The organism is Aquilutibacter rugosus (assembly GCF_036541335.1).
Classification (GTDB): Bacteria; Pseudomonadota; Gammaproteobacteria; order Xanthomonadales; family Xanthomonadaceae; genus Aquilutibacter; species Aquilutibacter rugosus.
In genome coordinates this window covers 568,382-590,788 of record NZ_JAZHBO010000001.1, presented here as the reverse complement: position 1 = coordinate 590,788, position 22,407 = coordinate 568,382, and the positions used below count along the sequence as shown (strand labels likewise).

At 60.2% G+C, this 22,407-nt stretch carries 23 protein-coding genes; 13 read left to right on the top strand and 10 right to left on the bottom strand.

Translation table 11 applies throughout. The features are described 5' to 3' along the window. Positions 1-15: 15 nt before the first annotated feature. The 8 genes from recF (at position 16) to V3390_RS02760 (ending at position 8,772) form a co-directional block, all read left to right on the top strand. A complete protein-coding gene (gene recF / locus V3390_RS02795) occupies positions 16-1,122 on the top strand; it encodes a DNA replication/repair protein RecF (RefSeq protein ID WP_331703265.1) in 1,107 nt (368 codons plus the stop codon). A 128-nt stretch (positions 1,123-1,250) separates the two neighbouring features. Next, complete coding sequence (gyrB, locus tag V3390_RS02790; RefSeq protein ID WP_331703264.1) at positions 1,251-3,692, top strand: DNA topoisomerase (ATP-hydrolyzing) subunit B; 2,442 nt, start codon at positions 1,251-1,253, stop codon at positions 3,690-3,692. 243 nt (positions 3,693-3,935) lie between these two features. After that, positions 3,936-4,742, top strand: a complete 807-nt coding sequence (locus V3390_RS02785) for a M48 family metallopeptidase (RefSeq protein WP_425493010.1) — start codon at positions 3,936-3,938, stop codon at positions 4,740-4,742. Positions 4,743-4,852: 110 nt separating this feature from the next. After that, positions 4,853-6,070: a tetratricopeptide repeat protein gene (locus V3390_RS02780; RefSeq protein ID WP_331703262.1), complete on the top strand. Its 1,218-nt coding sequence runs from the start codon at positions 4,853-4,855 to the stop codon at positions 6,068-6,070. A gap of 167 nt (positions 6,071-6,237) precedes the next feature. Continuing rightward, positions 6,238-6,957 carry an energy transducer TonB gene (locus V3390_RS02775; RefSeq protein ID WP_331689310.1) on the top strand — a complete coding sequence of 240 codons (720 nt, stop codon included), beginning with the start codon at positions 6,238-6,240 and terminating at the stop codon, positions 6,955-6,957. 104 nt (positions 6,958-7,061) lie between these two features. After that, entirely contained in the window at positions 7,062-7,802 is a 741-nt protein-coding gene (locus V3390_RS02770; RefSeq protein ID WP_331689309.1) for a MotA/TolQ/ExbB proton channel family protein, read from the top strand. Positions 7,803-7,912: 110 nt separating this feature from the next. Further along, positions 7,913-8,335 carry an ExbD/TolR family protein gene (locus V3390_RS02765; protein WP_331689308.1) on the top strand — a complete coding sequence of 141 codons (423 nt, stop codon included), beginning with the start codon at positions 7,913-7,915 and terminating at the stop codon, positions 8,333-8,335. Positions 8,336-8,352: 17 nt separating this feature from the next. Next, positions 8,353-8,772: an ExbD/TolR family protein gene (locus V3390_RS02760; RefSeq protein ID WP_331689307.1), complete on the top strand. Its 420-nt coding sequence runs from the start codon at positions 8,353-8,355 to the stop codon at positions 8,770-8,772. Between the two features lie 103 nt (positions 8,773-8,875). Here the strand turns inward: V3390_RS02760 and V3390_RS02755 are convergent, their stop codons facing one another. Together V3390_RS02755 and cls are read right to left on the bottom strand one after the other, a co-directional pair. Beyond that, on the bottom strand, positions 8,876-9,661 hold the full coding sequence (locus V3390_RS02755; RefSeq protein WP_331703261.1) for a pyridoxine 5'-phosphate synthase: 786 nt from the start codon (positions 9,659-9,661) through the stop codon (positions 8,876-8,878). Beyond that, positions 9,658-11,073: a cardiolipin synthase gene (cls, locus tag V3390_RS02750; RefSeq protein WP_331703260.1), complete on the bottom strand. Its 1,416-nt coding sequence runs from the start codon at positions 11,071-11,073 to the stop codon at positions 9,658-9,660. Before cls ends, V3390_RS02755 begins: the two co-directional genes overlap by 4 nt. A gap of 123 nt (positions 11,074-11,196) precedes the next feature. On the opposite strand from cls, the gene V3390_RS02745 reads away from it, so the two are divergent. Then, a complete protein-coding gene (locus V3390_RS02745; protein ID WP_331703259.1) occupies positions 11,197-11,634 on the top strand; it encodes a response regulator in 438 nt (145 codons plus the stop codon). A gap of 95 nt (positions 11,635-11,729) precedes the next feature. Here V3390_RS02745 and V3390_RS02740 read toward each other — a convergent pair whose 3' ends face one another. Continuing rightward, a complete protein-coding gene (locus V3390_RS02740; protein ID WP_425492985.1) occupies positions 11,730-12,752 on the bottom strand; it encodes a class 1 fructose-bisphosphatase in 1,023 nt (340 codons plus the stop codon). 60 nt (positions 12,753-12,812) lie between these two features. Between V3390_RS02740 and dinB the strand changes: the two genes are divergently transcribed. Next, complete coding sequence (dinB, locus tag V3390_RS02735) at positions 12,813-13,868, top strand: DNA polymerase IV (protein ID WP_331703258.1); 1,056 nt, start codon at positions 12,813-12,815, stop codon at positions 13,866-13,868. A gap of 21 nt (positions 13,869-13,889) precedes the next feature. On the opposite strand, the gene V3390_RS02730 is transcribed toward dinB, so the two are convergent. Continuing rightward, positions 13,890-14,861 (bottom strand): phenylalanine 4-monooxygenase, encoded by a 972-nt coding sequence (locus tag V3390_RS02730; RefSeq protein ID WP_331703257.1) that lies wholly within the window; start codon positions 14,859-14,861, stop codon positions 13,890-13,892. A 162-nt stretch (positions 14,862-15,023) separates the two neighbouring features. Between V3390_RS02730 and V3390_RS02725 the strand changes: the two genes are divergently transcribed. Beyond that, a complete protein-coding gene (locus tag V3390_RS02725) occupies positions 15,024-15,500 on the top strand; it encodes an Lrp/AsnC family transcriptional regulator (protein WP_331690208.1) in 477 nt (158 codons plus the stop codon). A 52-nt stretch (positions 15,501-15,552) separates the two neighbouring features. On the opposite strand, the gene V3390_RS02720 is transcribed toward V3390_RS02725, so the two are convergent. Together V3390_RS02720 and V3390_RS02715 are read right to left on the bottom strand one after the other, a co-directional pair. Beyond that, entirely contained in the window at positions 15,553-16,440 is an 888-nt protein-coding gene (locus tag V3390_RS02720; protein ID WP_331690207.1) for a patatin-like phospholipase family protein, read from the bottom strand. A gap of 7 nt (positions 16,441-16,447) precedes the next feature. Further along, positions 16,448-17,143 (bottom strand): rhomboid family intramembrane serine protease, encoded by a 696-nt coding sequence (locus V3390_RS02715; protein WP_425493009.1) that lies wholly within the window; start codon positions 17,141-17,143, stop codon positions 16,448-16,450. Between the two features lie 77 nt (positions 17,144-17,220). Between V3390_RS02715 and V3390_RS02710 the strand changes: the two genes are divergently transcribed. Next, positions 17,221-18,393: a class I SAM-dependent rRNA methyltransferase gene (locus V3390_RS02710; RefSeq protein ID WP_331690206.1), complete on the top strand. Its 1,173-nt coding sequence runs from the start codon at positions 17,221-17,223 to the stop codon at positions 18,391-18,393. A 45-nt stretch (positions 18,394-18,438) separates the two neighbouring features. After that, entirely contained in the window at positions 18,439-19,752 is a 1,314-nt protein-coding gene (locus V3390_RS02705; protein WP_331703256.1) for a DNA recombination protein RmuC, read from the top strand. Here V3390_RS02705 and V3390_RS02700 read toward each other — a convergent pair. Genes V3390_RS02700 through mlaD form a run of 4 tightly spaced genes read right to left on the bottom strand, consistent with a single transcriptional unit; the run spans position 19,749 to position 22,400 of the window. Further along, the gene (locus V3390_RS02700) at positions 19,749-20,801 is read right to left on the bottom strand and encodes an MlaA family lipoprotein (protein WP_331703255.1); all 1,053 of its coding nucleotides are present in this window, start codon (positions 20,799-20,801) and stop codon (positions 19,749-19,751) included. The two genes, V3390_RS02705 and V3390_RS02700, sit on opposite strands and share 4 nt — an antisense overlap. 21 nt (positions 20,802-20,822) lie before the next feature. Further along, entirely contained in the window at positions 20,823-21,125 is a 303-nt protein-coding gene (locus V3390_RS02695; RefSeq protein WP_331703254.1) for an STAS domain-containing protein, read from the bottom strand. A gap of 9 nt (positions 21,126-21,134) precedes the next feature. After that, the gene (locus V3390_RS02690) at positions 21,135-21,788 is read right to left on the bottom strand and encodes an MlaC/ttg2D family ABC transporter substrate-binding protein (protein WP_331703253.1); all 654 of its coding nucleotides are present in this window, start codon (positions 21,786-21,788) and stop codon (positions 21,135-21,137) included. A 27-nt stretch (positions 21,789-21,815) separates the two neighbouring features. Then, on the bottom strand, positions 21,816-22,400 hold the full coding sequence (gene mlaD / locus V3390_RS02685; protein ID WP_331703252.1) for an outer membrane lipid asymmetry maintenance protein MlaD: 585 nt from the start codon (positions 22,398-22,400) through the stop codon (positions 21,816-21,818). Between the last annotated feature and the right edge of the window lie 7 nt (positions 22,401-22,407).

Here is a 22,407-nt window from a genome sequence, read left to right as displayed (position 1 = left end):
CTCCTGTAACCACTCGTGTACCTGACCTCTCTCACCATTCGTCGCTTGCGCCGCTTTGAAACGGTGCAGCTCGTCCCTGTGCGAGGCCGCAACTTACTGGTAGGTGACAACGGGGCCGGCAAGACTAGCGTGTTGGAGGCCCTGCACCTGCTCGCTTACGGCCGTAGCTTCCGTGGAAGGCCCGGCGATGGCCTGATTCAGGCCGGTGCGGCCGATCTAGAGGTGGTGGCCGAGTGGCAGGAGCCGGGTCTGGCCGGGGAGCGGCGTCGTCGGGCTGGCCTTCGGCATGCCGGGCGGGATTGGACGGCTAGGCTGGACGGCGAGGACGTGGCCGCATTGGGCGATCTGTGCGCCGCCGTTGCAGTGGTCACGTTTGAACCGGGTTCTCATCACTTGGTGATGGGGGCGGCGGAACATCGGCGGCGGTTTTTGGATTGGGGATTGTTTCACGTGGAACAGTCGTTCACTCCGGCGTGGCGACGTTACAACCGGGCGCTCAAGCAGCGCAACGCACTGCTCAAGCAACATGCGCCGGTCAGCCAGCTGGTGGCCTGGGACCAGGAGCTGGTGGCGGCCGGAGAACGCGTTACCGACGCGCGAGTGGGCTATTTGGCTGAGCTGGAGCTGGAGATTGCGCGAGTGGCTTCGGAGTTGGCGCCAAGCCTGCGGTTTCAGGGCCTAACTTATCTGCCGGGCTGGCGGGCGGATCAGATGCCATTGGCGGATGCGCTGCTGAATGCCCGCGAACGCGACCGACTGGCCGGATTTACCTCCGTTGGGCCCCATCGGGCTGACTGGACTGCGGAGCTGGTAGGGTTTGCGGGGAGGGAGCACCTGTCGCGCGGACAAGCCAAGCTGCTGGCGCTGGCCTGCCTGCTGGGCCAGGCGCAGCAGTTAGCCCAACGGCTCGGGCACTGGCCAATTATTGCCTTGGACGATCTGGCCTCGGAATTGGATGCGGATCACCAGGCCAAAGTTCTGAGTTGGCTGGAGCGTAGCGGCGCCCAGACCTTTATCACCGGCACAGCGATACCCGCGGGACTGACCGGCACTCACGACGCCGAGACCCGAATGTTCCACGTGGAACACGGTCAAATCAGGGTCACGGAACCCTATCGCTAAGTTGCGGAATTTTCTCGAGATTTATAGAGGTTTCCGCGATTTTATCGCCTGTGGAAAACTTGGAAATATGCTAAAATAACCTGTTCATTCGGCGGTCCCCTAGCCGCCAACTACAGGATTCCAATCGCATGGCTCAAAACCCGTCCGAGACCCCCCAAACCAACAATTACACGGCCGACAACATCTCGGTCCTTGAGGGACTCGATGCGGTACGCAAACGGCCGGGTATGTACATCGGCGATGTGCACGACGGCACCGGCCTCCACCACATGGTGTTCGAGGTGGTCGACAACTCCATCGACGAGGCGCTGGCCGGTCATGCCAACGAGGTCACCATTACCCTGCACCAGGATGGCTCGTGCTCGGTGATTGATAACGGCCGCGGTATCCCTGTTGATATGCACAAAAAAGAGGGTCGCTCCGCAGCCGAGGTGATCCTGACCATCCTGCACGCAGGTGGCAAGTTCGACGACAACAGCTACAAGGTCTCCGGCGGTCTGCACGGCGTCGGTGTCAGTGTGGTCAACGCCCTGTCCGAGCACCTGTGGCTCGATATCTGGCGCGATGGCCACCATTACCACCAGGAATACCGCCACGGCGTGCCGGTGGCCCCGCTGGAGCGACAGGAGGCCAGTGATCGCCGTGGTACCCGTATCCGCTTCCTGCCGGCAGAATCCACCTTTAGCAGTATCGATTTCCACTACGAAGTGCTGGCCAGCCGCCTGCGGGAGCTGTCGTTCCTGAATTCGGGCGTCAAGATCTCCCTGATCGATGAACGCGGCGAAGGCAAGCAGGATGTGTTCCAGTTCGCCGGTGGTATTGCCTCGTTTGTCGAGCATTTGGCCAAAACGCGTACGCCCCTGCACCCCAATGTCATCTCGGTGACCGGTGAGCAGAACGGCATTGTGGTCGATGTGGCCATGCAATGGACAGACTCGTACAACGAGACCATGTTCTGCTTCACCAACAACATTCCGCAGCGCGATGGCGGTACCCACCTTAAGGGCTTCCGCGCCGCTCTGACCGACACGCTCAAGCGCTACATCGACCAGAACGGCATCGCCAAACAGGCCAAGCTGGATCTGACCGGTGATGACATGCGCGAAGGCATGATCGCCGTTCTGTCGGTCAAAGTGCCCGACCCGAGCTTCTCCAGCCAGACCAAAGACAAACTGGTCAGTTCTGACGTAGAGCCTGCAGTTCGCAGCACGTTCGGTGCACGTTTGGAGCATTTCCTGCAGGAACACCCCAACGAGGCCCGTGCCATCGCATCCAAGATTGTCGATGCGGCGCGTGCCCGTGAGGCGGCCCGCAAGGCTCGCGACATGACCCGCCGCAAGGGTGCGCTCGATATCGCCGGCCTGCCCGGCAAGCTGGCTGACTGCCAGGAAAAGGATCCCGCCAAGTCCGAACTGTTCCTGGTCGAGGGTGACTCCGCAGGCGGTTCGGCCAAGCAAGGCCGCAACCGCAAGACGCAAGCCATCCTGCCGCTCAAGGGTAAGATCCTCAACGTCGAGCGCGCCCGCTTTGACCGTATGCTCAACAGCCCGGAAGTGGGCACGCTGATTACGGCGCTCGGCACCGGCATCGGCAAGGACGAATATAACCCGGATAAATTGCGCTACCACCACATCATTCTGATGACCGACGCCGACGTCGACGGTTCGCACATCCGCACGCTGCTGCTGACGTTCTTCTACCGGCAGATGCCGGAGCTGATCGAGCGCGGTCATATCTACATCGGCCTGCCGCCGCTGTACAAGATTAAACAGGGCAAAAACGAGCTGTACATCAAGGATGACGCGGCGCTGGATCGCTACTTGGCCAGCAACGCCATCGAGGGCGCCGAATTGCACCCTGGTGAAAATGCACCACCGATCCGCGGTGAAGCACTCGAGCAGCTGCTGCTGGTGTTCGCCGGTGCCCGCGAGGCCATCGTGCGTCTGTCCAACCGCTACGATGCCCGTCTGCTCGAGGCACTGATTGATTTCACGCCGCTCGATGCCGCTTCGCTCAGTGCCAGTACTGACGAGGGTGCCGAACTGGCCGCCCTTGAAAAGCGCCTCAATCGCGGCGTTTTGGGCGAACCGGTCTACCGTCTTGAACTGCGCGCGCCCACGGAGAACAACCCGGGCGCGCTGGTCCTGCATCGCAGTCACATGGGCGAAGAGACCTTGCAGATCCTACCAATGACGGTGTTTGAGGGCGGCGAGCTGCGTCCCATCCGCGAGGCGGCAGCGGCCCTGCATGGCCTGATTGGTGAGGGAGCTCGGATCGTGCGCGGTTCGCGTAGCGAGAGCGTCCACAGCTTCGCGGCGGCCCACACCTGGTTGCTCGACGAGGCCAAGAAAGGCCGCCAGATCCAGCGCTTTAAGGGCTTGGGTGAAATGAACCCCGACCAGCTCTGGGACACCACGGTGAACCCGGAAACGCGTCGCCTGCTGCAAGTCCGTATCGAAGACGCTGTCGCTGCCGATCAGATCTTCAGCACGCTGATGGGCGATGTCGTCGAGCCGCGCCGCGAATTCATCGAAGAGAACGCCCTCAAGGTCGCCAACCTCGACATCTAGGGCTTAAGCCCTACGATGTCGAGTGGTAACTGGTAAATGGGATTTGGTAATTGGTAAAAGCAACAGCAACAGCAACAACTGTTGACTGTTGGGAGTGGGGCCGCCGCTCTTGCTTTTACCAGTCTCCAACTCCCATTTACCATTTTCCATTCTCCATTTACCATCTACCGGCTCCTCCACCTCCCGTTAAGGGTCCGCGTCGGACACTATGGTCATCCACCACCATCAGGGACTTTGGAGATGATCAAGACTGCAATTTTGGGTGCGGCGCTCGTTACCGCGCTGGCCGGCTGTGCCACCACCACCTCGCCCACCGGACGTAACCAGTACGCCGCGGTGTCCGATGCCGAGCTCAATCAGCTGGGTGCGCAAGCCTTCGCCGAGTACAAGGCCAAGCTGCCGCAATCGACCAACACCACACAAACCCGCTACGTCCAGTGCGTGGTGAACAGCATCGTCAACCAGCTGCCGACGCAATACCGCAACACCGGCTGGGAGACGGCCCTGTTCCAGGACAATCAGACCAACGCCTTTGCCCTGCCCGGCGGCAAAGTCGGCATCTACACCGGCATCTTCAAGGTCGCAACGACCCAGGACCAGCTGGCAGCCGTAGTGGCCCATGAAATCGGCCACGTGGTCTCCCGTCACCACAACGAACGCGTCAGCCGTCAAATGGCCTCACAGCAGCTTGTAAACGTGCTGGGTGCCGTAGTGGGCTCGCGCTATGGCGAAGGCGCCGGCCAGGTCGCACAGGTGCTTGGTGGCGTCGGTACGCAGGGCCTGTTCGTGCTGCCCAATAGCCGCAAGCAGGAAACCGAGGCCGACGTGGTCGGTCAGCAGCTGATGGCCAAGGCCGGTTTTGATCCGCGCCAGGCTGTGAACCTGTGGCAGAACATGATCTCTTCGCAAAGCTCGAGCCGCGGTCCTGAGTGGATGTCCACTCACCCGGACCCCGCCAACCGGATTAGCGAACTGCGCTCGCGTGCCGATGGCCTGGTGTCCACCTATCAGGCGGCCCAAAAGGCCGGTATCCGTCCGCGTTGCGGCTAGATCCTGCCTGACCACTACCAGGCACATTAAGCGCCCGTATTGCCATGCGGGCGCTTTTTGCCGTAGCGTGTAGGGCATCTGTCTGTACTGAAATTCGGAGTCACGTCCCCATGAACCTCAACAAGTCCACCGGCGCCCTGCTCGCCCTGGCTATTGCTGCTGCCATCGGCGGCACCGCCCTACTCGCTGCGCCTGCACTTGCTGCCAAGCAGGAAGCAGCCGCCAAACTCTATCCCGCCGCTACACGCGCGGAACCCAATACCAAGACCATGGCGGTGACCGCGGGTAACGCCAAAAAGATCAACGAGATCATCAAGATCTACGCCGATCCGAGTAAAAACGCCGAGGTTCTGGCGCTGACCGACAGCGTGCTGAACGATTCCAAATCCAATGCCTTTGACAAGGCCTATGCGGCGCAAATCGCCGGCGTGGTCGCAACCAATGCCAAAAACTACGCCAAGGCGATCTCGTACTATCAGACCGCACTGACGGCCAATGCACTGAGCAACGACAATCACTACGCGGCCATGTTCAATCTGGCCGTTGCGCAATCCAACGCCAAGGATTTCGCGGGCGCTGCAGCAACGGCGCGCAAGTTCCTGACCGAGACCAACAGCAAGGATCCGAACGCGCTGTACATCCTCGGTACGTCTTTGTACGAGCAAGGCCAATACGCCGAGGCTGCGACGCAAGTGAAGTCCGCCATCGACTCGAGCACGACGCCGAACGAAAGCTGGAAACAGCTGTATATGCTGGCGATGAGCAAGTCGGGCAATCTGACCGGTGCACTGGCCGAAGCCAAGGCTCTGGCCGACAGGAACCCGACCAACAAAGTCGCACAGACCAACTACATCGCCCTGCTCCAGCAGAACAAGCAAGATGCCGAAGCGCTGGCTGTCATGAACCGCATGCGTGCCGCCAACCTGCTCACCACGGATGCCGACTACCGCAACCTGTTCCTTGCCATGGCCCCGGTTGAAGGCGCCGAGCAACAAGTCATCGACATCATCACCGAAGGCTTAAAAAAGAACATTCTGACTGCGGATTACAACGTTTACGCGGCACTGGCGCAGTCGTACTACTTCCTCGGTCAGGAGGGCAAAGCCATCGAAAACTTCGAGAAGGCCGGTCCGCTGTCGAGCAAGGGCACCACCTATCTCAACCTTGCGCGTCTGTACTGGAATCAGGGTCGTAATGTCGACGCGAAGGCTGCTGCTGCCAAGGCCGAAGCCAAGGGCGGCTTGAGCGCTGCCGACATGAAGACGCTCAAAGAAATCAAAGCGCTGCCCGACAAGGGCGGCAAGACCGTCATCATCAAAAAGAAGTAATACCCAGATACCACAAAAAAAAATAACTTCAAGTATTGGAAGTCACTATTTTTTGCGGTATATATTGAAGGTTCCCGCTGGTCATTCAGGTGGCCAGCGGGTTTATTCCCCTGACAGTCCGTATTTTTTCCAAAGTGCGGGCCTAGACCATAGACCCACGGCGCCTTATGCAAGAGCTTGAAATCCGTAACTACAAACGCCTGGACGAGAAGGACGACAACGCCATCAGTTGGCCGCGCGTCGCCGGCATCACTGCCGCGATCGCTGTGCACGCTGCCGCGTTGCTGTTCATGCTCGCGCCCATGGCGCCGCCGCCGGTGGCCCAGGCTGACGAAGATGTCACCGTAGTGAACATCATCAAGCCACCACCGCCGCCGCCGCCACCGCCGCCGCCGGAACCGATCAAGGAAGTGATCAAGCTCAAAGAGCAACCCAAGATCACTCCCAAGCCGCAACCGACGCCGCCGCCACCGCAGCCGCCGGTCGTGTTTGACGATCCGTCGCCGATGTCGACTCCGGCCCCGCCGCCGGCACCGCCGTCTGCTCCGGTCGCTCCGCAACCTCCGCGTGCACCGGCAACCCCGCCCAAGCCGTCCGAAAAGCCGCGTCAGGCAGGTATTGACCCGTCGTCGTATGGCCTGAACCAACCGGAATATCCACGTGCCGAGTTGAACTCCGGTATCGGCGGTACGGTCACCATTCTGGTTACGATCGATGCTAACGGTAACGTGGTTAGTGCTCGCGTCGGCAAGTCCTCGGGCAACCGTAATCTCGACCGCGCCGCACTCGATGCCGCCAAGCGTTCCAAGTACAACGCCGGCGTCAACGGAGACGGTCAGCGTGTCGGTGCGACGGTCTCCGTCGACTATGAATTCGCTCCGGAGTAAATCGGACTTCGGAGCCGGATAGGCGGGTTCGCCCGCCACGGCAACACCCTTAATCAGCAACACCCCAGTTTTTCATTTTCAACGACATTTAAAAGGTAAGCGTTATGCTGCAGGAAACCACCGCCGCTGCAACCGGAGGCACCAACAATGCCGAAGCTTTTCAACAAATGGGTTTTTCCCACTTGCTGCAAAACTTTGACACCGTAGGTTGGATCGTCTTCATCACCCTGGCACTCATGTCCATCATGTCTATCTACTCGATCGCCATGAACTTCATGCGCAACATGCGCCTGTCGTCGGTTTCGGACAAGGTTGTCAACACCTTCTGGGAAACCCCTAACCTTCAAGATTCCATGCGCTACATGGAAGAACAACCGGCTTCGGAACCGTTCTCCAAGATCGCTCTCGATGCTGCCCAAGCTGCTTCGCACCACACCACCACCGGTGAAGGCAGCAACGCACTGGCCGGCTCGCTGTCGCGTTCGGAATTTGTTGACCGCGCTCTGCGTCAAGCCGTTACCCGCGAATCCTCCAAGCTCGAAAACGGCATGACCGTTCTGGCAACCACCGGTGCAACCGCTCCGTTCGTGGGTCTGCTGGGTACGGTGTGGGGTATTTACCACGCCCTGATCCGCATCGGTAGCTCGGGTAACGCCGGTATCGAAGCCGTCGCCGGCCCGGTAGGTGAAGCACTGATCATGACCGCTATCGGTCTGTTCGTCGCCATCCCGGCCGTTCTGGCCTACAACTTCTTCAACCGTCGTAACAAGATCACGAACGCCAAGTTCGATACCTTTGCACACGACCTGCACGACTTCTTCGCTACCGGCGCTCGCGTCCGCTAAGCCCTAAGCAGTCCTGCAGCCGCTCCCGGCGGGCCCTTCCTGGTGGTGGGGCCCTGCCTTCGGAGCCAAAGCAACCAATACGTCAGTATACGATTTCGGAGCAACACAACATGGCAATGAGTTCAGGTGGAGATAGCGGCGGCGCAATGGCCGACATCAACGTCACGCCGCTGGTCGACGTGATGTTGGTACTGCTGATCATCTTCATGATCACCACGCCGCTCATGCAGCATAAAGTCCAGGTCAAGTTGCCTGAAGCCAATTTGGATAAGAAAGACACCAATATGGCTGTGCCTCCGATCACGATTGCTGTAACAGACAACGGTGGCATCTTCCTGAATGATGCACCGACTACCCGTGATCAGCTCGAAACGTTCCTTGCTACTGAGGCGCAAAAGACGCCGCAGCCGCAAATCAACGTCCGCGGCGACAAGACCACCAAGTACCGCGCTATCCAGGAAGTCGTGCAACTGGCACAGACTCAGGGTATGCGTAAGGTGGGCTTCGTAGCCATCGCTGACCGTGGCCGCTAATAGGAGCATTTTGAACCATGGCTTTTGCAAGTAACTCCGGCGGCGGCGAAATGGCGGAAATCAACGTGACGCCGCTCGTCGACGTCATGCTGGTCCTGCTGATCATCTTCATGGTGACGGCACCGATCACGTCGTACCCGATCGATATCAACCTGCCGCAACCGACCAACAATCCGCCACCGGAAACCAAGACGCCGCCGCCGCCGATTACGCTGCGCGTCGATGCGACCGGTCAGGTGTTCTGGAATGACGCCCCTACGGCTGTCAACCAGTTGAGCAATCTGATGAAGGCCGAGATTGCCAAGGATCCGACCAACCAGCCGCTGCTCGAAATTGACGTCAGCCCTGACGCACAATACGACACACTGGCCAAGATCCTGGCAATTGCCAAGAACGCCAACATGGAAAAGATCGGGTTCGTCCAACCGATCCAGTGATTGCGTTCGCGGTCTCGCAGCACCATTTGCAGTACCGCATTACCTGTCGAGAAACGCCGCCCAGTTGGGCGGCGTTTTTTATGGTTGGAGCGCAGGTTTTGGCTTAAGTCAGGGCTGTGAGGTAGGACGCAATAGTGGACTCCAGCCCCGCATAGAGACTCTCGGCAACTAGTGCGTGGCCGATCGAGACCTCGGCGACTTGCGGCACATTGCGCAGGAACAGAACTAGGTTAGCCGCTGACAGATCGTGACCGGCATTGACGCCCAGACCGGCCGCTTGAGCGCGTGCCGCCGCCGCTGCAAAGTGATCCAGACTGGCGGATAGGCCAGCATCGTCGGCCATCTTGCAGTCATTGTCAGAGAACTGGACCTGATGGTACGCCTCGGCATAGGGGCCGGTGTAGAGCTCGATCCGATCGGCGCCGACGGCTGCAGCCAGCGAGAAGTCGGTGGTCTCGGCATCGGCGAAGCAACTGATCCTGCTGCCAACGTCTTTGAACGAGGGAATAACAGCACGCAACGTGTCGGCATCTGCGGCGAAATCAAAGCCATGGTCTGAGGTGATCTGGCCATCGCCATCGGGCACAAAGGTGACTTGTGCCGGGCGGGTCTGCTGGCACAGGGCGAGCAGGCCAGGGTATCCGGGTCGGGGTGGGGCGAAGGGGTTGCCTTCGATATTGAACTCGACCCCGACTTGGGCGCAGAGCTCGGCCAGACGGTACACGTCGTCGGCGCGGATGTGGCGGGCGTCAGGGCGGGGGTGAACCGTAATGCCGTGGGCGCCGTATTGCAGGCAGCGTCGGGCAAACTCTACCGGATCGGGCAGAGAGCCACCGCGGGAGTTGCGCAGAACGGCGATTTTGTTGACGTTGACGCTCAGAACGGTCATAGCAGGGGAGACATCAGACGGGCCACGGCTTCGGGCAGTTTGGCGGAGAAGAAGCCGCGATGCCGATCGTCGCGGACTAGGGGGGCCGATTTCATCTCGTATTCGAACAACTCGGCGAACTCATCGCCGATGGCTCGGTCCTGGATGAGCACCATGGCCTCAAAGTTCAGGCGGAAACTGCGCTGATCGAAGTTGGCACTGCCGACCATAAAGGTCTCGTCATCGCAGAGGATGGCCTTGCTGTGAAGCATGCGGGGGCCGTATTCGTGGATTTTGACGCCGGCCTCAAGCAGCTCATCAAAATAGGAACGGGCGGCATGGGTGACCAGCTTGCTGTCGGAGACCTTTGGCAACATCACACGGACATCGAGCCCGCTATAGGCGGCCGAAGTCAGGGCCATGCGCGCCGCCTCGCCGGGAACAAAGTAGGGCGTCATCAGCCACACGCGCGACTTGGCATTGTTGATCATAGTGACGAACGTGCGGTGGATGGCCTCGACATTGGAGTCCGGACCCGAGGCGACGATCTGCGCCAGTACCGGGCCGGTGACCGGCGTCGGATGCGCAATCGGCAGGGGCTTGGTGTCCGTTGCGTAGGCCCAGTCCTCCATAAACAGCAGCTGCAGTGAGCGGACGATATTGCCTTCGAGACGGACGTGCAGATCGCGAAAGGCCCTGTCGCTCAGACGCTCGTCCTCGTCATCGGTGACATTGATGCCCCCGCAAAAGCCGATGGTGTCGTCGATCACTACGATCTTGCGGTGAGTCCGCAGATTCATCCACGACTTTTGCCAGAACCGGAACCAGCGCGTGGGATGGAACCACGCCACCTCGCCGCCCGCCTCAATCAGCGGTACCAGCACCTTGCGTTTCAGCTTGGAAGACCCGACCGCATCGATCAGCAACCGCACCTTGACCCCCTCGCGCGCCTTGGTGATGAGTGCCTGCAAGATCGAATTACCGGTCTTGTCGCCGAGAAAAATGTAGTACTCGATATGGATGTGATCGCGGGCCCCGGCAATCGCTTCGAGCAGAGCAGGGTACTTATTGCCGCCATCTACCAGCAACTTGACCGAGCGAGCCGTGGTCGGGGCTAGGCCTGTCGAGGCTTGGATCATGCGCGAGAGTTCAACCGCATCGCGATCCTTGTCCTTGAATGCATCAATCTTGCGGAAGTTGGCACTGGAGCGCAAACGTCGCAGACGTTGCCGATGCACCCGCATGGGACCGATCAGGTAGTAGATGAGAAAGCCGACATACGGCAGCAGCGACAGCGAAATGATCCAGCTCAAGGTGGCGGCCGGGTCGCGCTTTTGCAGCACAATCCACGCACCGAGGATCAGCACATAGGCCAACCAAAAGCCAATCAGAAGCAGCTTGAGATACGGCAGCCCGGTCAGGAATTCAATCATGCCTAATCATAAAACATCGGCGGCAGACGTGAATTGCGCATTCACGCATTGACCTAATCTTCACACTGCAGAATTTAGAATGCAAAGTTGATCAAGTACATGAAGTAAAACGCTACCTATCTCATGTTTGCCCAAGACCAAACCAACGGTGATGTGTCCGCCGGAGCCATCGTAATGATCGATGACTCGCGCGATGACGCCGACCTTGCTCGCATGGCCTTTGAACAGGCGGGCTTGGAGCAGCAATTTCTGGTCATGACCGATCCGGTCGAAGCGGTGCAAGTGCTGGGTCAGGATTCCGATTTGCGCAGCGCCTTGCGGTTGATTCTGCTGGATTTCAACATGCCGCGCATGAACGGTCTCGATGTACTCCGCGCCCTGCGTGCCGACTCCCACTTCGCCAATCTGCCGGTCGTGATTATGTCCACCAGCGATGAGCCGCTCGAACGCGTCGCCTCCGATGCCCTAAAAGTCAGCGCGCATTTCCAGAAGCCGGCCGTGTTTACCGATTTTGTGCGCCTAGCCGGCGACATCCGCAGCCGCTATCTGGCCGTCGCGTAAGCCCAAGGCCACAGCACCACAAGCGAGTCCATAAAGAAGGCGGCTGATCGTAATGATCGCCGCCTTTTCAGTGCATGCAAGCTACACGAGCAGAGTTAGTCGCGATGATATTTCTCGGCGGCCTCGACCTCGTTGCGCGAACCCAGGAACACCGGCACGCGCTGGTGCAGGTTGGCCGGAGTGACGTCGAGCATGCGTTGACGACCCGTGCTGGCGGCACCGCCGGCTTGTTCGACCAGTAGTGCCATCGGGTTGGCCTCGTACATCAGACGCAATTTGCCGCCCTTGTCGGCGCACTTTTCATCGAGCGGATACGAGAAGATGCCGCCGCGAGTCAGAATACGATGCACATCGGCCACCATCGAGGCGACCCAACGCATGTTGAAGTCCTTTTCGCGCGGACCGGTCTTGCCCTTGAGCAGATCGCCGACGTAGTTCTGCATCTGCGGTTCCCAGAAGCGCTGATTGGACATGTTCACTGCGAACTCGCGCGTGTCCTCAGGGATGGTGACATTCGGCGTGGTCAGCACAAACGAACCGACTTCGCGATCGAGAGTAAACGCATGCGTGCCGTGCCCAACGGTCAGTACCAGCATGGTGCTGGGTCCGTAGGTGCAATAGCCGGCGGCGACTTGCGCAGTGCCCGGTTGCAGAAAGTCCTCGTCACGCAGTTCGCCGCTGCCCTGATACGGCAACACGCTGAAAATCGTGCCGACCGAAATGTTTACGTCAATGTTCGAAGAGCCGTCGAGCGGATCGAACAGCAGCAGGTATTTGGCATCGTCATCGCGATCGTGCTTGGGCACGGGCACTGCATGATCCATTTCCTCGGAGGCCATGCCGGCCAAGTGACCGCCCCAGGCATTGGCATCCATCAGGATCTCGTTGGAGATCACGTCGAGCTTCTTTTGCGCCTCGCCCTGGATGTTGCCGGTACCGGCATCGCCCAACACGCCGCCCAACGCGCCCTTGCCGACCGCAATGCTGATGGCCTTACAGGCCTGCGCGACCACCGTGATGCACAGACGCAGTTCGGCATCGATCTGGCCCTGATGCTGCGCCTCGAGCAGAAAGCGGGTGAGTGACACATGGGACGAACGCGGGGAATAGTCGGTCACGGCGGGCACTTCCGTTAGTCAGAAAACGCTATTGTCTCAAATTGCCGAATAATTGGCAGTGTGAAGTTCAACTACGGCCAGCGAAAAATTATCCACGTTGACATGGACGCGTTCTATGCGTCGGTCGAACAGCGTGACGATGAGACCCTGCGCGATCGGCCGGTCGTCGTGGCTTGGCGTGGTGCGCGCTCGGTGGTTTGCGCTGCTTCGTACGAGGCCAGACGGTTCGGCGTGCGGTCGGCCATGCCCGCCATCACCGCCGAGCGCCTCTGTCCGCAGGCGGTGTTTGTTCCGCCGGATTTCCACCGATATAAAGCAGCCTCACAACGCATCCACGAGATCTTTGCGCAATTCACCGATCGCATCGAACCCCTGTCATTAGACGAAGCGTATCTCGACGTCACCGAATCCGCGCCCACCTTAGACGCCGTCGCAGAGCTCGCCGCGCAAATCCGCGGCCTCATCTTTGAAGATCAGTTCCTGACGGCATCCGCAGGCATCGCGCCGAACAAGTTGCTGGCCAAGATCGGCAGCGACTGGAACAAACCCAACGGTCAGTTCGTGATGCCGCCCGAGCAGGTGCTCGACTTGCTGGCACCTTTGCCGGTCGGACGCCTGCCGGGTGTGGGCAAAGTGATGGAAGGCCGGCTCGTCACCGTAGGCCTGCGAACGGCGGCGGACTTGCGCGCCTTCGGTCAGGAACTGCTGCTGGCACAGTTCGGCGACTGGGGTCGGCGGTTGTGGCAATTGGCGCATGGCCTTGATGACCGACCCGTCAATACCGATCGCAGCCATGTGCAAGTCAGCGCCGAGGACACCTTCGCGACTGATTTGCCGCTCGATTCTACGGAGCCGCACATTCGTCGCCTGGCCGAACGGGTTTGGCGTGCCTATGAGCGCGAGTGTCTGCGCTCGGTGCCGCGCCGTCATGCTCGCACGGTGGTACTCAAACTGAAGACGGCCGAGTTTCGTACGCTCACCCGATCCATCACGCCGCCGCAGATGCCGCGCGATGCCATTGAACTGGCCGAGCTCGCGCTCGATCTGCGCGATCGGGTAGAGGCGCCAGGTGAGTTGTACCGCTTAGTCGGCGTGGGCCTGGCCGGCCTGCGTTAGCCCGAAGGCCTCGTAAGGGACTTAGACGTCGCCGTCGTGGAGCCAGCCTTCGCCGGTGCCTTGCTGATACACCTTATCCGTGTCGAGCACGTTGCCGGCCGGAATCGAATCCAACTGCGACAGGTTCTGATAGATCGGCGTAAAGTCGGGGCGGGTCGCTTCCATCAGTTGCTCGTACGAGTCGATCACAAAGTACGTCTTCTGGTAGGTATCAATGCGATAGCGGGTCCGCATGATGCGTTCCAGATCAAAGCCGATGCGATTGGGCGCCGCACTCTCCAGCGAGTAAATCGACTCGCCCTTGGAGGAGACGATGCCGCTGCCGTAAATACGCAGACCATCGGGCTGACGGATCAGGCCGAATTCAACGGTGTACCAGTACAGACGCGTCAGATTGCTGAGTGCATCCGATCCCAGCGATAGCGCCCTGGCCTCATCCACATGGGCCACGCCGTCAATCACGGTAGTGGCGGCCTCGCGGGCGCGCTCGGCAATGCCATGCGCCTTGACGCCACCACGGCCGTAAGCCGCCATGTAATCGGCAAACACGGGATTCATCAGTAGGGGAACGTGCCCAAACAGATCGTGGAAGAGATCGGGCTCGCTCAGATAATCCAGCTGGTCCGGACGACGAATCCACCACGTCACGGGGAAGCGGCGATTGGCGAGGTGCTCGAAAAAGGTGAGTTCGGGCAACAGGCCTTCGACACCGATCAGCTCCCAGCCCGTGGCCGAGCGCAAGGACTTGTTGATCTCCTCGAACTTGGGAATCGCCTGCGACGACATGCCCATTTCGCGTTGATTGCGTTGGAACTCATCGCTGGCACGACCGACGAGCAGCTCCTGCTGACGCGCAAACAGGGTGCGCCACACCTCGTGATCGGTCGCGGAATAGGTGTCCCACGGCTGCTCAATCACGTTGGTGGTGTACACCGGCACGTAGCCTTTGTCGGTCAGTTGCGACTCGACTCGGGTCGGGGTTTGGATGTTCATACGAGTTCCTCGGCGCCGAGAGGACGCCCACACTCTTACTGTAGCGCGAAGGCCACGCCATGATTGTGCAATATTCGGCCCGTCATGCGCTCTAGGCGCACGTGGGGAGCGTATGATTAGGCATTAGCGCACATTCTCACCAATTAACTTGGGTTTAACGCAATGTCGATCACATCGCTAGACCGCCTGGACCTGCAGCTGCTGGCCCTACTGCAGCAGGATGCCAAGCGCACCAATGCCGAACTGGCTGAGCAGGTGCACCTGAGTCCGTCGGCCACCTTGCGGCGCATCCAGCGTCTGGAGCGGGATGGCATCATCGAGGGCTATCGCGCCCATATCAATCGGCAGGGCATGGGGCTGGGGCTGATGTCATTTGTCCGCGTGCAGCTCAGACAACACGACAGCGGCGCCATCGAGCAGTTCATTGCCTTTGTCAGTCAATGGCCCGAGGTGATCAGCGCCTACGCTCTGACCGGCGACATGGACTACTTGCTGCAGATTGCCGTGCGCGATCTCGATCACTTCAGCGCCTTTCTGCTCGACCGGCTGCTCAACAATGCGGCCGTGGCGGACGTGAACACCAGTTTTGTCCTGCGCACGGTCAAGCGCTTCAGCGGCTTTGCACTACCTGCAGGCTAGCGTCCGAGCGGTTTTCGCGTCGAGATCGTTTACTAGGTGAATCGGCGAAAAATCACCGTTTCGAAGCGGCCTCGATCGCTTTGCGGATAGCGGGCAGGGCAGCCTGTGCCGCCTTCTCACCGGCCATGATGGCCTTGCCGCGGGACTCGAAATCGGCCGCGCCAATCGTGCCGACAGCCGGACGAATCACCACATTGGCCCGCGCCAGCTCCTGCTGACCAAGCTTACGGCCCATGATCGTGATCGACTGATTGACCACACCCACCAGGCTGCTGGGCGTCTGACCCTTGATCGGGGCCGATCCGATATCCACGGCGATTACCACATCGGCACCCAGGGAACGCGCCGCATCGACGGGTACGGGCGAGACCACCCCGCCATCGACATAGGACACGCCTTTGATTTTGACCGGCTCGAACACGCCCGGAATACTGCACGAAGCGCGCACCGCCTGCCCCAGATTGCCCCGTGAGAACGAGACGCGCTCGCCATTGTCCAGGCGCGTAGCCACGGCGATAAAAGGCTTGGGCAACTGCTGGAACGTGCGGTTGCGAACCTGCGCATTGACGTAATTCTGCAGCGCCTGACCCTTGATCAGACCGCCCGAGAACAGGCTGATATCGCGGATGCTCGACTCATTGAGCTCCACCGCGGCGGCTTGCAGCTGATACGGCGACATGCCGCTGGCGTACAGCGCGCCGACGAGCGAACCCGCCGAAGTGCCTGCCACGAACACCGGCCTGATTCCATTGGCCTCCAGGATTTTGAGCACGCCAATGTGCGCAAAGCCGCGCGCCGCCCCACCGCCCAGAGCAATACCAACCTTGACCGGCTTGCGAAACGGGGCCGGAGGTGTGGGTTTGACTTGCTCCTCGCAGGAGGCCAACAGCGCTGCGCAGCACAGAGCAATCAGTGCCTGCGGAAATCGAAAACGGACCATCAGCCCATTATCTCGGATCGGATCCCGGGAATCGAATCGGGGCCTGCGGATCGTCGGGCTCGGATTCATCTTCGAAGGCATAACGGCGACGTGGCGGCCGCGGATCGCTATTGCGCAACAGCACGCCGGCCAGCACACCGCCGATGGCGCCGCCTAAGTGCGACTGCCAGGACACGCCGGCTTCCTGCGGCAACACCGTCAGCAACATCCCGCCGTAGAACAGGAAGGCAATCAGGGCCGCCGCAATGGACGGGCGATCGCGCCGGATCAGGCCGATCGTCATCACCAGGAACAGAAGGCCGTGCGCCACCCCCGAGGCGCCTAGGTGATGCGTCCCCGGTGTACCCAGCAGCCATGCGCCCAGCCCGCTGCCCAGCCACATCAGCGGCAGACCGCGCAGTGTGGCCCGCGGATAGACCATCAGCGTCAGCGGCAGCAGAATGCACAGCGCAATGCAGTTCGCCATCACGTGCTCCACCGAGCCGTGCAGCAAGGGCGCCGTCAGCAGGCCGAGCAGACTTTGAGTCGAATGCGGCGCCACGGTCCACGCCGCCAGGTTCAAATGCGGCTGCACACCGAAGTAGATCGCCAGTAACAGCAGCACTGTGGCGAGCGTGACATTGATGGCACGGCGGAACTTGCGGCGGTCGGCAGCACGTTGCGTGGGGGTGTCGGCGAAGGGGCCGGGTTCGTGAACTTGCATCATTGCTATGGCTATGGGGGCAGGGAACAGCCGTGACAAGGGTAAAATGATGGGTTCGACCCGCTCCGAGCCGCGCCATGACCGACGCCATCCCTACCGTTCGCCTTAAGAATGCCTATAAATCCACCCATCCGTGGATTTTCCAGCGTCTGGTCGAGAAACCCGCCGAGCGCATTCGCCCCGGCACCATCGTCGATGTGTTGAACGTAGATGGCGGCTGGCTGGGCCGCGGCTTCTACAACGGCCATTCGCGCATCGCGATTCGCATTCTCGAATCCGATCGTCACGTGCCCGTGGACGAGGCCTGGTTCCGCGCCAAGATTGCGGGTGCTATCAGTCTGCGTCGTGATGTGTTGCGTCTCGACGACGTCACCGATGCGTGGCGCGTCGTCCATAGCGAAGGCGATGGTATCAGCGGCCTGGTCGTCGATCGCTACGGCGATCTCGTCGTCGTGGAATTCTTCAGTGCCGGCGCCTGGCGTCACCGCGACTGGATCTTTGCTGCGCTCAGCGAGCACTTCCCCGGTTGCCGTTTCTACAGCTTTGCCGAAGAACACGTGCAGAAGCAGGAGTCGTTCGACTACCGCACCTCCGATCCGGTGCCGCCGGCGATCATCACGGAGTACGGCGTCAAGTTCCGTGCCGACCCTGCCGGCGCGCATAAGACCGGCTTCTTTGCCGATCAGCGCGAGAACCGCGAGTGGCTGTCACGCCATGTCGAAGGCAAGCGCGTCCTCGATCTGTGCTGTAACACCGGTGGGTTTGCCGTGTACGCAGCCACCAAGGGTGGCGCTGCCGATGTCCATGGTGTGGATATTGATCAGGATGTGATTCGCATCGCCAAGGGCAACGCCAAGCTCAACGGCGCGCAAGTGCGCTTTACGCAGGCGGATATTTTCCCGTTCCTGCGCGAGGCGGCGGACCGTGGTGATTTCTACGATGTGGTCATTCTCGACCCGGCCAAGATGACGCGTGATCGCGATCAGGTCATTCCGGCGCTGAAAAAGTATCTGGACATGAACAAACTTGCGCTGTCGGTGCTCAAGCCCGGCGGTCTGTTTGCAACGTTTTCGTGCACCGGCCTCGTCTCCGAAGATCAGTTCCTCGACATGCTGCGCCGCGCTGCCTTCTACTCGGGTCGTACGGTGCAGATTCTCAAGGTGACAGGCGCAGGTCCCGATCACCCGTGGCTCGCACAAGTCAACGAATCGCGTTACCTCAAAGCGGTCTTTGCGCGCGTTCTCGATTAATTAGTAATCGCATTGAGTGAGACACCGCCGCGTTAAAGTGGCGGGATGAACCTTCAACTCCTTGTCGTTGCGTTACTCGTCGTCTCCGTCCTGGTGCTGATTGCCCAGGTCGTACTGCTGTTGCGTAAACCGTCGCTGGCGCCGTTTGCCGAGCTCAGTGAGCGTCTGCAGGCGCAGCTGCGCAATGACCAACGTGATGGCCGCACCGAACTCAACGATCAGTTGATCCGCTTCGGTACGCAGCAGGTCGAGAGCATTGAATTACTGCGGCGTAGCTTGAGTGATGTGCGGACCGAGCTGCAGAATTCGCAGCAACATCTGCAGCAGAACCTCAATGCCACGCTAACCCAACTGCGCGACACCAACGTGCAGTCCTTGAACGAGGTGCGCAACGGACTGACCCAGTCGCTGACCAGTCTGCAAAAGGACAATGCCGAAAAGCTTGATCGCATGCGCGAAACGGTCGATGAAAAACTGACCGGCACACTCAACGAACGCCTTGATGCTTCGTTCAAGCAGGTGTCCGAGAAACTCGAGAGTGTGCATCGCGGCTTAGGCGAGATGCAGGAGCTGGCTAGCGGTGTGGGCGATCTCAAGCGCGTGCTGACTAATGTCAAAACGCGCGGCATGTTCGGCGAGACCCAGTTGTCCATGTTGCTGGAACAGGTCTTTACGCCCGAGCAATATGGGGTGGATATCGCAACCGTCCCGGGCAGTGCGGCACGCGTCGAGTTCGCCATCAAGTTTCCCGGCCGCGGTGACGATGGCGGCACGGTGTGGTTACCGATCGATTCCAAGTTTCCGACCGAGGACTACGAGCGGTTAATGGCGGCGCAGGAGGCGGCCGACAAAGTCGCGGTCGAAGCCGCAGGTGCAGCGCTGGAACTCAAGATCCGAGCCGAGGCGAAAAAGATCGCAGACAAATATGTGCAGCCTCCGCACACCACGGATTTCGCCATTCTGTTCTTGCCGACAGAAAACCTCTATGCCGAGGTTCTGCGACGTCCCGGCCTGTTCGAGCGCTTGCAGCGCGAACTAAAGGTCACGGTCGCCGGCCCCACGACGCTGTTGGCTCTGCTCAATGCACTGCAAATGGGCTTTCGCTCTATCGCCATCGAGAAGCGCTCGGGCGATGTTTGGAACGTGCTGAGCAAGGTCAAAGTCGAGTTCGGCAAGTATGCCGGCATGGTCGAAAAGGCCAACGGGCAACTCGCCACAGTGCAACGGACACTGGGCGACAACGCGGTGCGAGTCCGCGCGCTGGAGCGGTCTCTACGCGATGTTCAAGTGCTCGATGTGCACAAGCAGGACCCGGCGGCGCTTGATCTGCAGCCGCAGGATGACGAATACGCGCCTTAGGTGCGCGGAATCACCGGAATCGCATCGGCAGGTGCCTGCGGGTTGCGGTCGTCATCCAGGTAGTCGGGCAGTTGCGGCTCGTCCTTGGCACGACGGCGATCGCTATTGATCTGGTACATGCGGCGGCGCGACCAGGTATCGCGCAACAGCAGGTAGTCATCTTCAATGCCTTCGGTCAGGCCGTCGAGCGTCAGCAGTTCGGCGCGCACATCGACAAGGCTCAGTCCCTGCAGTCCAAGGCGCACATTCTGATCGGCGACATGCCGAACAGGAGAGATCGGTGCATCGACAAACATGCCCACGGTATCGCGCAGGGTGCGCGGTCCAAAGAACGGCAGTTCGATGTAGCGCGAACGTTGCCAGCCCCAAGTGCCCATGGTCTGGCCAAAATCCTCGGCGCGCTCATTGAGATTGGCGTCGGCGGCGGCATCGACTACACCGCCTAGACCCAGGGTCGAGTTCACCGCAAAACGCGCCAGATTGCGGGCGGCGTTATTGGGCTTGCCCTGCAGCAGTGAGTTCACTGCGCTGACCGGCAGGCGGAGATTATTAAAAAAGTTATTGACACCTAAGCGCACCAGGCGCGGCACGTGCTCCACATAACCACGTGCCAGGGGTTTGGCGAGCTTGTCATCCACCGCTTTATTGAACTTGTGCACTTGCCGGTTGTACCGCTCCCACGGATCCCAGATCTCGCCGACTTGAGCAGCGTTGGGCAATGTGGGGTCGCCGATGGGGTTGTAACTGCCATCTTGTGCAGCAGCGGCGCCATCGCCATACAGCAGTGCGAAGTCCGCATCGGCAGCATCCTGTTCGGGCTCGGCGCCGGAACTGGATTCGGCGGCGTCAGCGACCGGCTCGGTGACAACGCTTTGTTCTTCGGCGTTGGTGCTTGGTGCGGGTTGTTGGTCTGGCGCAACCGTCGCAGGCGGCGTGGCCGTGGCGACATCTGCCGTTGCGGTCTGTTGGAGATCGCTCTCCTGGGCAAAGCTCAACGCAGGCATTAGCAATGCGATCAGCAAGGCACGATGGAGTGGAGGGCGATTCATGGCAGTGGCAGTGGCAGTGAGTTAAAGCGAGGCGGAGTGCACGGGCTGCAATTGCCCGTTGAGGCGATAGGCGGTTCGCAATTCGGCAAGTACAGACGACTCGCTGAGAATGACGGGACGATCCATCGCGGAGTACGGTTCGAGCCAACGAACCAGTGTGGCCAGGCCGGCACTATCGAGTGATTGCAGGCCTTCGAGATGCAGGTAGCGGACTCCGTGCAGCGAACGCAGTGTTTGCAGCGCGGCCGTAGCCGTTGCCACGTTCAACTCACCCGACAAGCTGAGCTGCTGTCCCTGCAGTTGATGACGGAGTCCGTTACTCATGGTGGGCAATCAGTTGGCTTCGGCCGAGATCTTGCCGGCGCGCAGGTCCGAGGTCACTTGCGCAATGCTCTTGCGCGACAGCGGACCGGCGAACTGGTCACGGAAAGTCTGAACCATGCTGACGCCTTCGAACATGACGTCGAACGCCTTCCACTGCGAACCGCTCTTGCGGAACAGGTAGATCACGTTCAGCGGTTGGCCGCGCGGGGCGGTGTAGACGGCGTTAACGGCGACGATCTCACCGTTCTTGACGGCGCGCTCGCTGGCGACGCGAACGGTCAGCTTGGTGTTGAAATCGAGTAGAGCCGAACCGTAACGGCGCATCAGGCTGCCTTGCAGGGCCTGACCAAAACCGGCGATGTCGGACTCCGATGCACCGCGGGCATACTTACCCAGCACCATACGGGCGGCATAGTTGCGATCGAACAGCACGCCGAACTGCGAGTCGACGAACGATTGCAGCGAGGCCCGGTTGCGCGAGAAATCGGCGCGCTTGGCTTCGAGCGTGTTGAGAATCGAGGTCGAGCTATTCAGCACGATGGCGCTAGGCGAACCTGCGGCCACCTTGCCGGTCGCGACGGCGGCTTGGGCATTGGCTTGCAGGGGAGCGATGGTGCCGATCAGGGCAGCCGAAAGAATCAGGGAAAGGGTCGTACGCTTCATAGTCACAAAAGACTCCAAAATCGGAATTTAATCTTGCAGGTAGTCCGGCAGGGCGGGCTCGGCGGCCGGGTCCGGGGTGTTCTCGACAGGTGCCGAGTCGGATTCCGTAGCTTTGTCCTTGACCGGCGGGGGGGCCGAATCGTTCCCGCTATTTTGCGGTTCCTTTTCCGCACCGCCGCTGAACATGAATTTGCCGACCAGCGACATCAGATCCACAGCGCCTTGCGTAATAAAGAGTTCGTCGCCATTGCGCAGATCTTTTGCATCGCCGCCCGGTTGCAGGTTGACGTAGCTCTCGCCCAGCAGGCCGCTAGTCAGAATGCTGGCCGAAGTGTCTGCGGACAACTTGTACTCATCCTTGATCGCCAGCGTGGCGACTGCATCGTAGTTCTTGTCCAGAGCAATGTCGCTGACCGCACCGATGGCCACGCCGCCGACTTTGACCGGCGCATTGACGCGCAGAGCGCCGGTGTTGGGGAACTTGGCCCTGATGGCGTAGGTGCCGCCGCCCAGTGACCACTTGCCATTGGTCGAAGCGAAGGCCAGCACCATCAGTGCCGCCAGGGCCAAAGCCAGAAACGCGCCTACGGCAAATTCAATCTTGTTTTTCATAATCCGG